At 68.3% G+C, this 13,215-nt stretch carries 13 protein-coding genes; 4 read left to right on the plus strand and 9 right to left on the minus strand.

The genetic code is table 11. From position 1 onward, the window contains the following. The first annotated feature begins 44 nt into the window (after positions 1–44). The 3 genes from VMT40_RS10310 to VMT40_RS10320 are packed head-to-tail and all read left to right on the plus strand — an operon-like array spanning position 45 to position 4,053. A complete protein-coding gene (locus VMT40_RS10310) occupies positions 45–1,529 on the plus strand; it encodes an amino acid permease (RefSeq protein ID WP_326357758.1) in 1,485 nt (494 codons plus the stop codon). After that, positions 1,526–2,584 (plus strand): asparaginase domain-containing protein, encoded by a 1,059-nt coding sequence (locus VMT40_RS10315; RefSeq protein WP_326357759.1) that lies wholly within the window; start codon positions 1,526–1,528, stop codon positions 2,582–2,584. Before VMT40_RS10310 ends, VMT40_RS10315 begins: the two co-directional genes overlap by 4 nt. 50 nt (positions 2,585–2,634) lie before the next feature. After that, positions 2,635–4,053, plus strand: coding sequence for an aspartate ammonia-lyase (locus VMT40_RS10320; RefSeq protein ID WP_326357760.1), 1,419 nt, complete (start codon positions 2,635–2,637; stop codon positions 4,051–4,053). Positions 4,054–4,133: 80 nt separating this feature from the next. Here VMT40_RS10320 and dprA read toward each other — a convergent pair whose 3' ends face one another. The 9 genes from dprA to VMT40_RS10365 all read right to left on the minus strand — a co-directional run bounded on the left by dprA (position 4,134) and on the right by VMT40_RS10365 (position 12,742). Further along, positions 4,134–5,342, minus strand: coding sequence for a DNA-processing protein DprA (gene dprA, locus VMT40_RS10325; protein WP_326357761.1), 1,209 nt, complete (start codon positions 5,340–5,342; stop codon positions 4,134–4,136). A 203-nt stretch (positions 5,343–5,545) separates the two neighbouring features. After that, positions 5,546–7,054, minus strand: a complete 1,509-nt coding sequence (locus VMT40_RS10330; RefSeq protein WP_326357762.1) for a YifB family Mg chelatase-like AAA ATPase — start codon at positions 7,052–7,054, stop codon at positions 5,546–5,548. Then, positions 7,054–7,410 carry a YraN family protein gene (locus tag VMT40_RS10335; protein ID WP_326357763.1) on the minus strand — a complete coding sequence of 119 codons (357 nt, stop codon included), beginning with the start codon at positions 7,408–7,410 and terminating at the stop codon, positions 7,054–7,056. The genes VMT40_RS10330 and VMT40_RS10335 overlap by 1 nt, the downstream gene beginning before the upstream one ends. A gap of 86 nt (positions 7,411–7,496) precedes the next feature. Next, complete coding sequence (locus VMT40_RS10340; RefSeq protein ID WP_019929973.1) at positions 7,497–7,802, minus strand: DUF2469 domain-containing protein; 306 nt, start codon at positions 7,800–7,802, stop codon at positions 7,497–7,499. Positions 7,803–7,845: 43 nt separating this feature from the next. Continuing rightward, positions 7,846–8,586 carry a ribonuclease HII gene (locus VMT40_RS10345; protein WP_442789974.1) on the minus strand — a complete coding sequence of 247 codons (741 nt, stop codon included), beginning with the start codon at positions 8,584–8,586 and terminating at the stop codon, positions 7,846–7,848. A 30-nt stretch (positions 8,587–8,616) separates the two neighbouring features. Beyond that, complete coding sequence (gene lepB, locus VMT40_RS10350) at positions 8,617–9,435, minus strand: signal peptidase I (RefSeq protein WP_442789944.1); 819 nt, start codon at positions 9,433–9,435, stop codon at positions 8,617–8,619. Between the two features lie 95 nt (positions 9,436–9,530). Continuing rightward, positions 9,531–9,872 carry a 50S ribosomal protein L19 gene (gene rplS, locus VMT40_RS10355; RefSeq protein WP_033086110.1) on the minus strand — a complete coding sequence of 114 codons (342 nt, stop codon included), beginning with the start codon at positions 9,870–9,872 and terminating at the stop codon, positions 9,531–9,533. Positions 9,873–10,042: 170 nt separating this feature from the next. Continuing rightward, positions 10,043–11,725: an alpha-keto acid decarboxylase family protein gene (locus VMT40_RS10360; protein WP_326357764.1), complete on the minus strand. Its 1,683-nt coding sequence runs from the start codon at positions 11,723–11,725 to the stop codon at positions 10,043–10,045. 36 nt (positions 11,726–11,761) lie between these two features. Next, positions 11,762–12,742 carry a hypothetical protein gene (locus VMT40_RS10365; protein ID WP_326357765.1) on the minus strand — a complete coding sequence of 327 codons (981 nt, stop codon included), beginning with the start codon at positions 12,740–12,742 and terminating at the stop codon, positions 11,762–11,764. 158 nt (positions 12,743–12,900) lie between these two features. Here VMT40_RS10365 and VMT40_RS10370 point away from each other — a divergent pair, with 158 nt between their 5' ends. Next, complete coding sequence (locus VMT40_RS10370) at positions 12,901–13,110, plus strand: TOBE domain-containing protein (protein ID WP_326308889.1); 210 nt, start codon at positions 12,901–12,903, stop codon at positions 13,108–13,110. Positions 13,111–13,215 lie beyond the last annotated feature (105 nt).

A 13,215-nucleotide genomic window follows, 5' to 3' on the forward strand; every position in this document is an offset into this window, starting at 1 on the left:
ATTCCGCGCTCGCAAAGGCTGGATGCGGCCCCAGGAGGGTTTCCATGCAGCTCGACCAACCGCCGTCCGCGGCGTCCACCACCGCCCCGACGGCCATCGCCGCGCGCGTCGACGCCGGTGACCTCGGCTATCAGAAGCAGCTGCGCAAGCGGCACATGCGCATGATCGCCATCGGCGGGTCCATCGGCACCGGCCTGTTCCTCGGCGCCAGCGGCCGCATGGCCCTGGCCGGACCGTCACTGGCCATCGTCTACATCGTCTGCGGCGTGTTCACCTTCATGGTGGTGCGGGCGCTCGGCGAACTGGTCATGTACCGGCCCTCGTCCGGAGCGTTCGTCTCCTACGCCCGCGAATTCCTCGGTGAGCGCGGCGCGTATTCGGTCGGATGGCTGTACTTCCTGAACTGGTCGACGACCCTGGTCGCCGATATCACCGCGGTCGCGCTGTACGTGCACTACTGGTCGTTCTTCGTGCCGGTGCCGCAGTGGGTGCTGGCGCTGGTCGCGCTGGGCATCGTGGTCGGGCTGAATGTGTTGTCCGTCAAGCTGTTCGGCGAATTGGAATTCTGGTTCGCGCTGGTCAAGGTCGGCACCATCGTGGTGTTCATGCTGGTGGCCATCGGCTTCATCGTCACCGGCACCGACCTCGGCGGCCACACCCCCGGCCTGTCGACCATCACCGACAACGGCGGCATCTTCCCGCGCGGGCTCGCCCCGATGCTCACCATCGCGCTCGGCGTGGTGTTCGCCTTCGGCGGCACCGAGATGATCGGCGTCGCCGCGGGCGAATCCGATGATCCGCGCGCCGTGGTGCCCAAGGCGGTCAACTCCATCATGTGGCGGATCGTGCTGTTCTACGCCGGTTCGGTCGTGCTGTTCACGCTGCTGCTGCCGTGGACCGCCTACTCCGCCGGGGAGAGCCCGTTCGTGACGGTCATGGGCAAGATCGGCATTCCGCACGCCGGTGATGTCATGAACCTGGTGGTGCTCACCGCCGCCATGTCCAGCCTCAATGCCGGTCTCTACGCCACCGGGCGGACGCTGCGGTCGATGGCGGTCGCCGGTACCGCGCCGCGCTTCGCGGCCCGGATGAACGGGCGCGGCGTGCCCTACGGCGGCATTCTGCTCACCAGCGCGGTGGGCATCGCGGGTGTGGTGCTGAATCTCGTTGTGCCGCAGAAGGCTTTCGAGATCGTCTTGAACCTGGCCGGACTCGGCATCGTCGGCACCTGGGCCTCGATCATGATCTGCCACTGGATCTTCGTGCGCCGCGCCGACCGGGGCGAGTACGCGCGACCGGAATTCCGGCTGCCCTACGCGCCCGTGCTCAATGTCCTCACCCTCGGGTTTCTGCTCGCGGTCGTGGTGCTGATGTTCTTCGACACCGAGATCGGGCGCATCACGCTGGTGACGTTCCTCGGCGTGGTTGCGGCCATGGTGATCGGCTGGTACCGGGTGCGCGGGCGGTTGAATACCGAGGTGCTCGCGCCCGTCGAGGCCGCCGCGGGCGAAGGGAAGTCCGCCCTATGACGCGCGCGGCAGCCGATCTCGCGGTGCCGGAGGTTTCGGTGCTCAGGGTCGAAATCCTGTACACCGGAGGCACTTTCGGCATGGTCGACGGTGGCGACGGCCTGCGCCCGCGCGCGGGGATGGGCGGTGCGGTCGCCGATCTGGTCGACGCCTACACCGACCGATTCGGGATTCCGGTCGAGTTCCGCTACACCGAACTCGACCGCGTCATCGACAGCGCCAATGCCGATCCCGAGACCGCCTGCCGCATCGCCCGACGGGTCCGCGCCGCGATCACGACCACCACACCCGACGGTGTCGCCAGCGGGCCCGACGGTGTGATCGTCATTCACGGCACCGACACCATGGCCTACACCGGTGCGCGCCTGGCGTTCGAACTGCACGATGTCACCGTGCCGGTGGTCCTGACGGGCGCGCAGATCCCGCTGGGCCGACCGGCCAGCGATGCCGCGGACAATCTCATGCTCGCGTTGAATTCGATTGCCACCCAACCCGCGCCGGGGACGTTCATCGCCTTCGGATCGACATTGCACCCGGCGGTGCGGGCCAGCAAGCGCAGCAGTGACGGCTACGAGGGGTTCACCACCGTGCGCCCGCTCACCCCGCCGTCGACGCCGCCCGCCCGTCCGGTCGCGTCATACCCGGTCGAAAACCCCAGTCCGGTAGGACTTTTCACCGTCTTCCCGGGCATGGACACCACCCTGCTGGATGCGGCCCTGCGGATCTACCACGGCGGCGTCGTGCTGGAGTGCTACGGCGCGGGGACCATGCCGACCTCCGCGGACACGGTCACCGCGATCCGCCGGGCGACCGAGCGCGGGACACCCGTCGTCGTGATCACCCACTGCGACAGCGGAACCGTCGATCTGGGCCTGTATCAGCCCGGGCGCGCCCTGCTGGCCGCGGGCGCGATCGGGGGCGGTGATCTGACGCGGGAGGCCGCACTGGCCAAACTCGCCCATCTCGCCGGACTCGGGCTCGACGCGGACGAGGTGCGGCGGTGGATGACAACCAATCTCGTCGGCGAACTCGCCGATTCACCTTCGCCCCAATAACTTTCACCCTTCCTTCCTGCCAGCCACAAGCCGAACGCATGGAGACGACAATGACCGGTAACCACACCGAAACGACCGAAACCCGCACCGAACACGATTCGCTGGGTGCGCTCGAGGTGCCCCGGGACGCCTACTGGGGCGTCCATACCGCCCGCGCCCTGGACAATTTCGCCATTTCCGGCGAGCGCATCGGCAACTACCCCGCGCTGATCACCGCACTGGCCGCGGTGAAACAGGCCGCGTGCAGGGCCAATCGCGAACTCGGACTGCTCGATGACCGCCGTGCCGAGGCCATCGAGGCGGCCTGTGCCGAAATCCTCGGTGGCGCACTGCACGAGCAGTTCCCCATCGACCCGATCCAGGGCGGCGCGGGCACCTCGACGAATATGAACGCCAACGAGGTCATCGCCAATCGGGCGCTGGAGCTGCTCGGCCGCGAGCGCGGCGACTACGCCGAGCTCGACCCGCTCGATCACGTGAATCTCGGCCAGTCCACCAATGACGTCTACCCGACCGCCGTGAAGCTCGCCGTCATCGCGCACATTCGGCGGCTGGTCGCGGCGTTGGAGCGGCTCGCGGACGAATTCGCGCGCAAGTCGGCCGAATTCGCCGATGTCATCAAGATGGGCCGCACCCAGCTGCAGGACGCCGTGCCCATGACCCTCGGGCAGGAGTTCGCCACCTTCGCGATCATGCTGCGCGAGGACTGCGCACGGCTCGAGGAGGGCATCGCGCTGCTGCGCGAGGTCAATCTCGGCGGCACCGCCATCGGCACCGGCATCAATGGCCATCCGCTGTATCCCGCGCTGGCCTGCACACGACTGGGCGAGATCACCGGCGAGAACGTCGTTCCGGCGGAGAATCTCATCGAGGCCACCCAGGATTGCGGCGCGTTCGTCCAGGTGTCGGGCATCCTCAAGCGGGTCGCGGTGAAGCTGTCCAAGACCTGTAATGATCTGCGGCTCATGTCCTCCGGACCAATCACCGGCCTGCGCGAGATCACGCTGCCGCCGGTGCAGGCGGGCTCCTCGATCATGCCGGGCAAGGTCAACCCCGTGATCCCGGAAACGGTCAACCAGATCGCCTTCGAGGCCATCGGCGCCGACCTGACGGTGACCATGGCCGCCGAGGGCGGACAATTCCAGCTCAACGCCTTCGAACCGATCATCGCCCACAGCCTGCTGCGCATCACGGCCCATCTCACCGCCGCCGCCGACACCCTCGCCACCAAATGCGTCAACGGCATCACCGCCCACCGCGACCACCTCGAATCCGGCGTGAACCGCTCCATCGGCATCGTCACCGCCCTGACCCCGCACATCGGCTACGCCGCCAGCGCCCGAATCGCCAAGCACGCCTTGCAAACAGGCCAACCGGTCGCCACCGTAGCCACCGAACTCGGCCTCCTCACCCCCGAAACAGTCGCCGAACTCCTCGCCCCCCACCGTCTGGCGGGCCTGCCCGACTGACAGTCCGAGGGGCCGCCGCGCACGACCGACGCGCCGGATGAACGGCGCTGGCCGGGGAGCTTTCGCTCGCTTCGGCGCGCTCATCGGTGTCGCTCGTGCGCGGTGACGATGGTCGCGGTCGACGTCGCCGGTGCGTTCAGGCGGTACCAGCCGTCGCCGTCACAGCCGACCAGGCCCGCGATCTCCAAGGCCGACAAGGCCGCTCGGACCGCGGGCACCGGCAGGCCGGTATCGACCGCGACGCCTCGGGGCAACCGGGAGCCGGTGCTCGGAAGGGCGGCAAGGACCAGCGCCTCGTCACCGGAGAGGTTGTCCTCGGGGCTGGGCGGCACCGCACCCGGCAACGAGAGCCGCAGCGGCCCGGCCTCATCGAGAATGTCCTCGGCCCGCGTCACGATGAACGCCTCGCCCTCCCGAATCATCCGATGGCAGCCGACGGAGGCTGCGGAGGTGATGGGGCCGGGGACCGCCATTGCCGGACGTCCGAGACGGCGACACCATTTCACGGTATTGCGGGCCCCACTGCGAATTCCGGCCTCCACCACCACGACTCCGTCCGCCAGCGCCGCGATCAGCCGATTCCGAGCCAGGAAATAGTGCTTCCGAGCCGACGTCCCCGGCGGGTACTCCGTGACCACTAACCCGGTTTCGGCGATTTCGGCCAAAAGCTGATCGTGCTGCACCGGATACGGCCGATCCGGCCCGCAGGCCAGCACCGCGATCGTCATACCGCCGACAGCGAGCGCGGCCCGATGGGCCATCCCGTCGATGCCGAACGCCGCACCGGACACGACGGTCCAGCCGCGCGCGGCCAACTCGCCCGCGATCTCACCGGTCGCGTGATTGCCGTAGCCGGTGCTGCACCGGGCTCCCACGACGGCGATAGACCGCTCGGTGGTCTCCAGCAAGGAACGCTTTCCCCGCACCCACAGCACGAGCGGCACCGCGGCGTCCGCATCCTGCTCGGGATCCAACTGCCGCAACCCGAGCATCCGCCAGGCGGGCCATTCCGCATCGTCCGGTGTCACCACCCGCCCGCCGAGCCGCTCGATGTGCGCCAAATCTTGCTCCGCCCTGTCGATCTCACGCCGCAGCTCGGTCGGCCCGCGCAGCGCATCCGGCAAGGCGCGCTCCCGCACCGCGCGTGCCGCCTCCACCACCCCCACCGACTCGATCAACATCGACAACGCCGCACACGGCCCCTCCACCACCCGCGACAAATAGACCCAGGCCAGCCGTCGCGCATCCGCGTCCCCGCCCCCAACCGGCGTTCCCTGCGCGCCATGCATCGCCCCGGTCCACCCGGAGCCCCGGCCGAATCCCGAATCACGCCACTGTTGGGATGGCACCCCGCCACCGGAGCCGATCACGGTCGCGCCGATAGCATCGGGCAATGGGGCCGATGCGCAACCCGTCACATCCGTTGTGGCCGAATCCGATTCGTTAGCGTCCGTTGCCGGTCGCGTCGGGTCGATGTCGTTTCTAGGCTCGCTCATGCTCCACCCCGCTGTCGAAAGCTCAATGCCTGCAAGACGTCCTGGCCGTTGGGGAGTTCACCGCCGCGCAAATCACAGATGGTCCAGGCGACTCTGATGGCGCGGTCCGCGCCGCGGGCGGACATGCGGCCGTGGCGCAGGGCGTTCTCCACCGGGGCGAGGGCCTCGTGTGGGAGGCGGAAGCGTTGGCGGAGAACGTGTCCGGGGACTTCGGCATTGGTGGACATCCCGAGCTCGGCCCAGCGTTTCGCGGCGGCTTCGCGGGCCGCGGCCACCCGGGCGCGCACGGTTTCGCTGCTCTCTACCTCGTCGCCGGTGAAGGCTCCAGCGGCCTGGGCGTGCATCTGCACGGAGAGGTCGATGCGGTCCATGAGGGGTCCGGAGAGCTTGCCGAGATAGCGGCGACGAGCCAAAGGCGCACAGATGCAATCGATATCGCGGGCGGGGGCGCACGGGCAAGGGTTGGCGGCCAGGACGAGTTGGAAGCGGGCCGGGAAACGGCTCACGCCGTCGCGGCGGGCAATGCGAACCTCCCCCTCCTCCAAGGGAGTTCGCAGGGCCTCCAAAACCTTCGTGCCAATCTCGGCGCATTCGTCGAGAAAGAGCACACCGCGGTGGGCACAGCTGACCGCACCCGGGCGCGCAGTTCCGGAGCCGCCCCCGATCATGGCGGTCACCGAGGACGAATGGTGCGGAGCCACGAAGGGCGGTGCGGTCACCAAGGGCGAATCATCCGACAGGGTGCCCGCCACCGAGTGAATCGCGGTGACCTCCAGTGAATCCCGCTCCCGCAGCGGCGGCAGCAGTCCCGGGAGACGCTGCGCCAGCATGGTTTTGCCGATGCCGGGCGGCCCGGTCAGGAGCAGATGGTGGCCACCGGCGGCCGCGACCTCCAACGCCCAGCGCGCCTCGTCCTGGCCGACCACCTCGCGCAAGTCGCCGATCGACGGGGCGACCGGGGGCACGACCGGGTCCGGTGGCGTCAGCTCACCGCCACCGCGCAGCCAGTCCAGCAGCTCGATCAGCGTGGCCGCGCCGAGTACGCGGACACCGTCCACCAGGCCCGCCTCCGGCAGCGCCGCCGTCGGCACGATCACGGTGCGACGACCGGCGGTCCGAGCCGCCAGCACGGCCGGGAGAATGCCGCGCACCCGCCGCACCCGGCCGTCCAGGGCCAGCTCGCCCAACAGCACCGACTCGGCCAGCCGATTGGAGGGAATGGCACCGGCCGCATCGAGCACGGCCCCGGCCAAGGCCAAGTCGTACACGCTCCCGACCTTGGGCAGCGTCGCCGGGGACAGGGCGAGGATGACGCGCCCGTCCGGCCATTTCTCACCCGAATTCGTGACCGCCGCCCGCACCCGGTCTCGAGACTCCTGCAGTGTCGTATCCGGGCGGCCCACCAGATGCACCGACGGCAGCCCCTGCCCGATATCGGCCTCGATCTCCACGAGTTGGCCCTCGACGCCATTGACCGCGACGGAATAGGCCCTTCCCAGCGGCATCAGAACACCGCCTTGAGATGCCGGATCTCCGGGGCTCGTCCGGGCCGGAGCATGATCGCGACGACATCGAAGCGCACATCGCGCCAAGGACCCCTGTGCTCACGCAGCCACACGTGCGCCGCATTGCGGATGCGCTGCTGTTTGAGCGGCGTGACGGCTTCCTCCGGACGCCCGCAGGACAGCCCGCGCCGCGTCTTGACCTCGACGAAAGCGGTCATCCCGCCGTCCTCGGCGATGACGTCGATCTCGCCGGATCGACATCGCCAGTTGCGGGCGATGATCGCCATACCGGCGGCGCTGAGAAAGCTCGCCGCCAGTTCCTCCCCCTGCGCTCCGAGCGCCAGATGCTGTGCCATTCAGCCAGCATGGCCGGACCCGTGACGGGACCGGCCAAGCCGAACTGGGAAAACGGAGAGGCTGTGGATAACTCGCGGGCTGTGGATTACTCCGGAAGCCGCAGGTCGGTCTTCTCCAGCTCCTCGATATTCACGTCCTTGAAGGTGATGACGCGAACGTGCTTCACGAAGCGTGCGGGCCGGTACATGTCCCATACCCATGCATCCGACATCCGCACCTCGAAATACACCTCGCCATCCGCGTTCTGCGGACGCAGTTCGACGGAATTGGCGAGGTAGAAGCGACGCTCGGTCTCCACCACGTACGAGAATTGCCCGACGATGTCCTTGTACTCGCGGTACAGGGATAGCTCCATCTCGGTTTCGTACTTCTCGAGGTCCTCGGCGCTCATCGGGTGGAACGTCCTCCTTGTCGCCCAACTGGGTGTAGAGACATCATCCCGCATACGCCGTATCGGTAGCCACTCGGCCGGTCTCCCGGACGTTTCGCCAGGACCGACGGTGCTCGGGGGTGATGCCGAGGCGGGTCAACGCCTCATTGTGCTCGGGGGTGTTGTAACCCTTGTGCGCGGCGAAACCATACCCCGGGTACTGCTCGTCCAGCTCGACCATCATGCGATCCCGGGTCACCTTGGCCAGCACGCTGGCCGCCGCGATGCAGGCCGCGGAGGCATCGCCGCCGATCACGGGCAGGTTCGGCACCGGAATGCCGGGCACCCGGAAGCCGTCGGTGAGGACGTAGCCGGGCACCGGGTCGAGCCCGGCCACGGCCCGGCGCATGCCCTCGATATTGGCCACGTGGATGCCGATGGCGTCGATCTCCCAGGCCGGGATCACCACCACCTGCCAGGCCAGGGCGATCCGTTTGATGACCGGGAACAGCTGTTCCCGGACGTTCTCGGTGAGCTTCTTGGAGTCGTCGAGACCGGCCAGCGAGGTGTAGGCCTTGGGCGGTAGCAAACACGAGGCCACCACCAGCGGTCCGGCCGCGCAGCCGCGTCCGGCCTCGTCCACGCCCGCCACCGGACCCAGCCCGCTGCGGATCAGCGCGGCCTCGAGCGTGCGCAGGCCACCGGCGGACCGCATGACCACGCGCGGCGGCCAGTCACCGCGGTCGATCCGCTGAATCTTCTTGCCGCCGCGCTCTTTCCGATTCGCACCGGCACCGCTCGCCATCTTCCCCACCGGTCGATTATCCCGCGGTTCTCAATTCGTCTGGGGGTCCACCGCGCGAACCGGACCGATCCGGCTCGGCGGCCAGATCTTGAACACGGCCTTGCCGCGCACATCCTTCACCGGCACGGTGCCCTGCAGCTCGTCGGTCATGTGGTAGCGGGAGTCGGCGGACTCGGCGCGGTTGTCGCCCATGACCCACAGGTTCCCCTCCGGCACCTTGACCTCCGGGAAGGCCCGGCCGCCCGCGTTGAACTGCACGTCGGGGTGGGCGGGGTCGAAGGGGTTGTTGAACTTCACGTACGGCTCGTCCAGCGGCTTCCAGTCCGATCCGGGAGTGTTGTCCTTCACCAGAACTCGGCCCTGCGCGTCACAGCATTTGACCGATTGCCCGCCGGTGGCGATGACCCGCTTCACCAGATCGTTCTCGTCCGGCGGCACCAGTCCGAAGAAGGACAGGAAGTTCTGCACGCCGCGCACCACCGTGTTCGACGAGCGGATCGACTTGTAGTGGTTGTTCCAGCTATTGGTGGGGCCGACGAAGACCACCACGTCACCCGGCTCGGGATCGCCGAAGTAGTAGCTCAGCTTCTCCACGTAGATGCGGTCGCCGGTGCAGCCCGCACAACCGTGCAGTGTCGGTTCCATGGACTGCGAGGGGATGACGTAGGGCCGTCCGATGAAGGTCACCAGCAGGGCCACGATGAGCGCCGCGAAACCGACCAGGATGGGAAGCTCCTGCCAGAACGGGCGCTGCTTCTTCTTCGGCTTCGGCTGGGGGGTCTCGGGGGTGTCCGCCCCGTTGTCGTCGCCCGAACCAGACATCGTCACCGACTCGCTCTCGTCTGCCACCGGAACAGAGTAGCCCGGCACCGCGAAGATCCATGCGGTGCCGGGCTACTCGGCGTTTGAGAACCGTCCCGAACGTGTCGGGGGCGGTCGCTACCTCAGCGCTTTTCCTTGATCTTGGCGGCCTTGCCGCGCAGATCGCGCAGGTAGTACAGCTTGGCGCGACGCACATCACCGCGGGTCACGACCTCGATCTTGTCGAGGTTGGGGCTGTGCACCGGGAAGGTGCGCTCCACGCCGACACCGAACGAGACCTTACGCACGGTGAAGGTCTCGCGGATGCCACCGTTCTGGCGGCGGATGACGACGCCCTTGAAGACCTGGATGCGCTCCTTGTTGCCTTCGATAACCTTCACGTGCACGTTGACCGTGTCACCCGGGCGGAAGTCCGGGATGTCGCTGCGCAGCGAGCTTGCGTCGACGAAGTCGAGGGTGTTCATTTCCGTCCTTATTGGAGTTCGCGCGAACAGAGGAACCTGGCGGCCAACCCCCACGGGTGGGGTGCTCGACCGGTTCGTGCTCCGGATATTTGGGCGGTGCCCGGGCATGACTGCGCCCAAGGCAACCCGAGTATTGTGCCAGACCCCACGACCCGGCCGTTAATCGGCCCCTACGTGCCCTTATTGGCCCGAGTCAGCGCCGAGGCGATATCGGAGACGAGCGGCGGGTAGTCGGTGGTTCCGGTCACCACCTGCAGAAAGACCAGTCGGTCCTGCTCGTCGGTGGCGGCTTTCAGACATTGTCGCAACTCACCGGCCGTGGTCGCGCGCAAGGTCAGGACGGACTCGGCATCGCCGCCGAAGGCGTGCGGGAGTTCGGCCCAGCGCCAGGGCGCGATGTCGTTGTAGGGAGCGTCGGGTCCGTGGATCGCGCGTTCGATGGCGTAGCCGTTGTTGTCGACGAGAATGATCACGCCGGTGAGCTGTTCGCGAATCCAGATGCCGAGCTCCTGAATGGACAGCTGCGCCGCGCCGTCGCCGATGACGAGGACCGCGCGGCGATCGGGGCAGGCGATGCCCGCGCCCAGCGCGGCGGGCAGGGCGTAGCCGATGGAACCCCACAGCGGCTGGCCCAGGAAGGTGATGCCGGTCGGCATGCGCAGGGTCGCCAGACCGAAGAAGGCCGAACCCTGGTCGGCCACGACAATGTTGTTGTTGCCCAGCGCCTCCGCGACCATCGGCCAGAGGATGGCCTGGGTGAGCGGGGTGTCGGCGGCGGGCGGCTCGAGACCGACGGTGGCGTCGTGCGCGGGAAACGGTGCGGGCGGGGCGAATTCGGCGGCCAGATCGATGAGGATCTCCAGCGCGGCGGGCAGCGACAGCGGCGCGAAGGCCTCCACTCCCCCGATGACGGTGCGCTCGGGACCGATGTCGATGGTCCGGCGGGTGTCGATGCGCTGGCTGAATCCGGCGGTGATGCTGTCGGTGTATTGGACGCCGACGGTCACCAGGCGATCGGCGTCCTCGACCGCGGCGCGGACGTCGGGTGGTGAGGCCGCGCCGGTGTAGATGCCGAGGAAGTTGTGGGCGGATTCGTCGACGAGGGTCTTGCCCCAGGCCAGGGTGGCGTGCGGAAGGCCTTGCGGCTGATCGGCGGACGGCCCGACCAGCGTGCGCAACCGGTCGGTCGCTCCGACGCGGTCGACGGCGATGTCGGCGAGCACGGTCACCCGATGACCGGCGAGGAATGCGCGGGCGGCCTGTTCGAAGGCCGCGCGCGCTCCGGCACTGCTGAAATCGGCGGGCGGGGCCAGCGGCGTCGTGGGCGGGGACACCTCCACGCGGGCGGTGTCGGTGGCCAGCATCAGATAGCCGGGCCGCCGGTGCACGCGCACCGAGTTCAGCACCCGGTCGATCTCGGCGCAGGCGTCGGCCGCGCCGAGATCGGCCTGGGCGCAGGTCACTTCGGCGGCAATGCGGCGGAAGTGGTGGAAGTCGCCGTCGCCGAGGGTGTGGTGGATGACGCGGTGATGGGCCTGGATGTCCTTGGCCGGGACGCCCACGATGTGCACGACGGGAACGTGCTCGGCGTAGCTGCCCGCGATGGCATTGACCGCGCTGAGCTCGCCCACGCCGTAGGTGGTGACGACCGCGCCGATGCCGCGCAGGCGGGCGTAGCCGTCGGCGGCGTAGCCCGCGTTCAGCTCATTGGCGCTGCCGATCCAGCGGATATCGGGGTGCGCGATGACGTGGTCGAGGAACTGGAGGTTGAAATCGCCCGGGACGCCGAAGATCTCGGTGACGCCGAGCTGTTGGAGCCGATCGAGCAGGTAATCGCCCACGACGTAGCCCATGGGTCAACAGTGGCACGCCGATCGATAGTCAGCAACCTATTGGCTATCGACAGGCTGGGAGGGCCTGCCCGCGGCCTCCGAGTCCGCTGCCCGGTCCGTGGGCTCTCCGGGCCGCTCCGCGGACCTGGCCTCCCCCGGCCGGTCCGAGAACATTCGGCCGGTGATCAGGTGCAGGTGGGCCGAGGGCGGTGGGGCGGGCGGGGCCGGGACCACGGTGCGGCTCAGCTCCTCCTCCGCGGCACGCAGCACGTGGGCGGCATCGGGCTTTCCGGCGAGCAGGTCCTGGACGAAGATCTTGGCGCGAATGACCGGGCGGCGGTAGCGGCGCTCGCGACGCATGGCCCGGCGCATGAGCCCCTCGCCGTAGCGCCAGCGCGCCCAGGGTGCGCCCGGGCGGCTCAGCCGCAGGGCGCCGATGACCAGCAGCGGCGGGAAGAACATGCCGAACAGACCGGTCCAAATCTTGCCCTTGGCAATGACAATGGCGGCCAGCAGCAGATTCACCAGCGCGAAGGTGACGGTGAACAACCGCTCGGGGACATTCGGGTCGGAGCGGAAGTCGCGCACATTGCCGATGTCGAGCAGCCACAGCGGATGAAAACCCAACAGCAGCAAGCCCGTCACCGCGATGGCCACGAAGACCGCGTCCACCGAGGTGCGGCCCTGCTCCTCCCAGTAGACGTCGCGCAGGTAGTAGATGAGGGCGAACTCGTCGAGCACGAGCGCCGCGCCGACACCGAAAACCGCGGCCAGCGAACTGATCACGCCGACGCCGCTCTGGTACAGCGCGACCAGTCCCATGCCGGAGCCCAGCACCAGGACCACGCCGAACACCATGTGGTGAATGTGGACGTCACCCGCGCGCACATTGCCCGGCCACCAGCGGACCCGTTTGCGAATGAGCCGCACGCTGATTCGAATCAGCAGAAAGCCCACGATGAACCCGAGCAGCAGGCATGCCAGCGGCAATCGGCCGTGCGCCACCACGACATCTTCCCACCACCGATGCACATGCATGCCCGTGTCGTCTCCCGGAATTCTCGCGCGAACACCAACCCCAGCCACGCTACCCGCGCCGGAGCCCGGCGGGCAGAGATCACCCGCGCCGACGCGGTGATATAGCAACCAGCCAGCCACCGCCCTGACCGGCCGACTCCGCGACTAGGCTCGCCACTATGAAACTCAGCACACGAAACCAACTCGACGGAACCGTCACCCAGGTCACCAAGGGTGAGGCCATGGCCGTAGTGCGCGTCCGCCTCACCGGTGGCGACGAGATCACCTCCTCCATCACCCGCGAAGCCGCCGAAGAACTCGGCCTGACCGACGGCCGCCCGGTGAAGGTCCTCATCAAGTCCACCGAGGTCTCCCTCGGCGTCGAATAGCCCCACGCCGAACCGGCCGAGGCGAATCCCCCGGATTCCCCTCGGCCGCTTCATTTCTCGGCCGGTCCAAGGCCCGGCCGCGACGCGACAAAACTCGGTCGCGCG

Origin of the sequence: Nocardia sp. CDC160, from assembly GCF_035818795.1 — a bacterium.
Taxonomy (GTDB): Bacteria; Actinomycetota; Actinomycetes; order Mycobacteriales; family Mycobacteriaceae; genus Nocardia.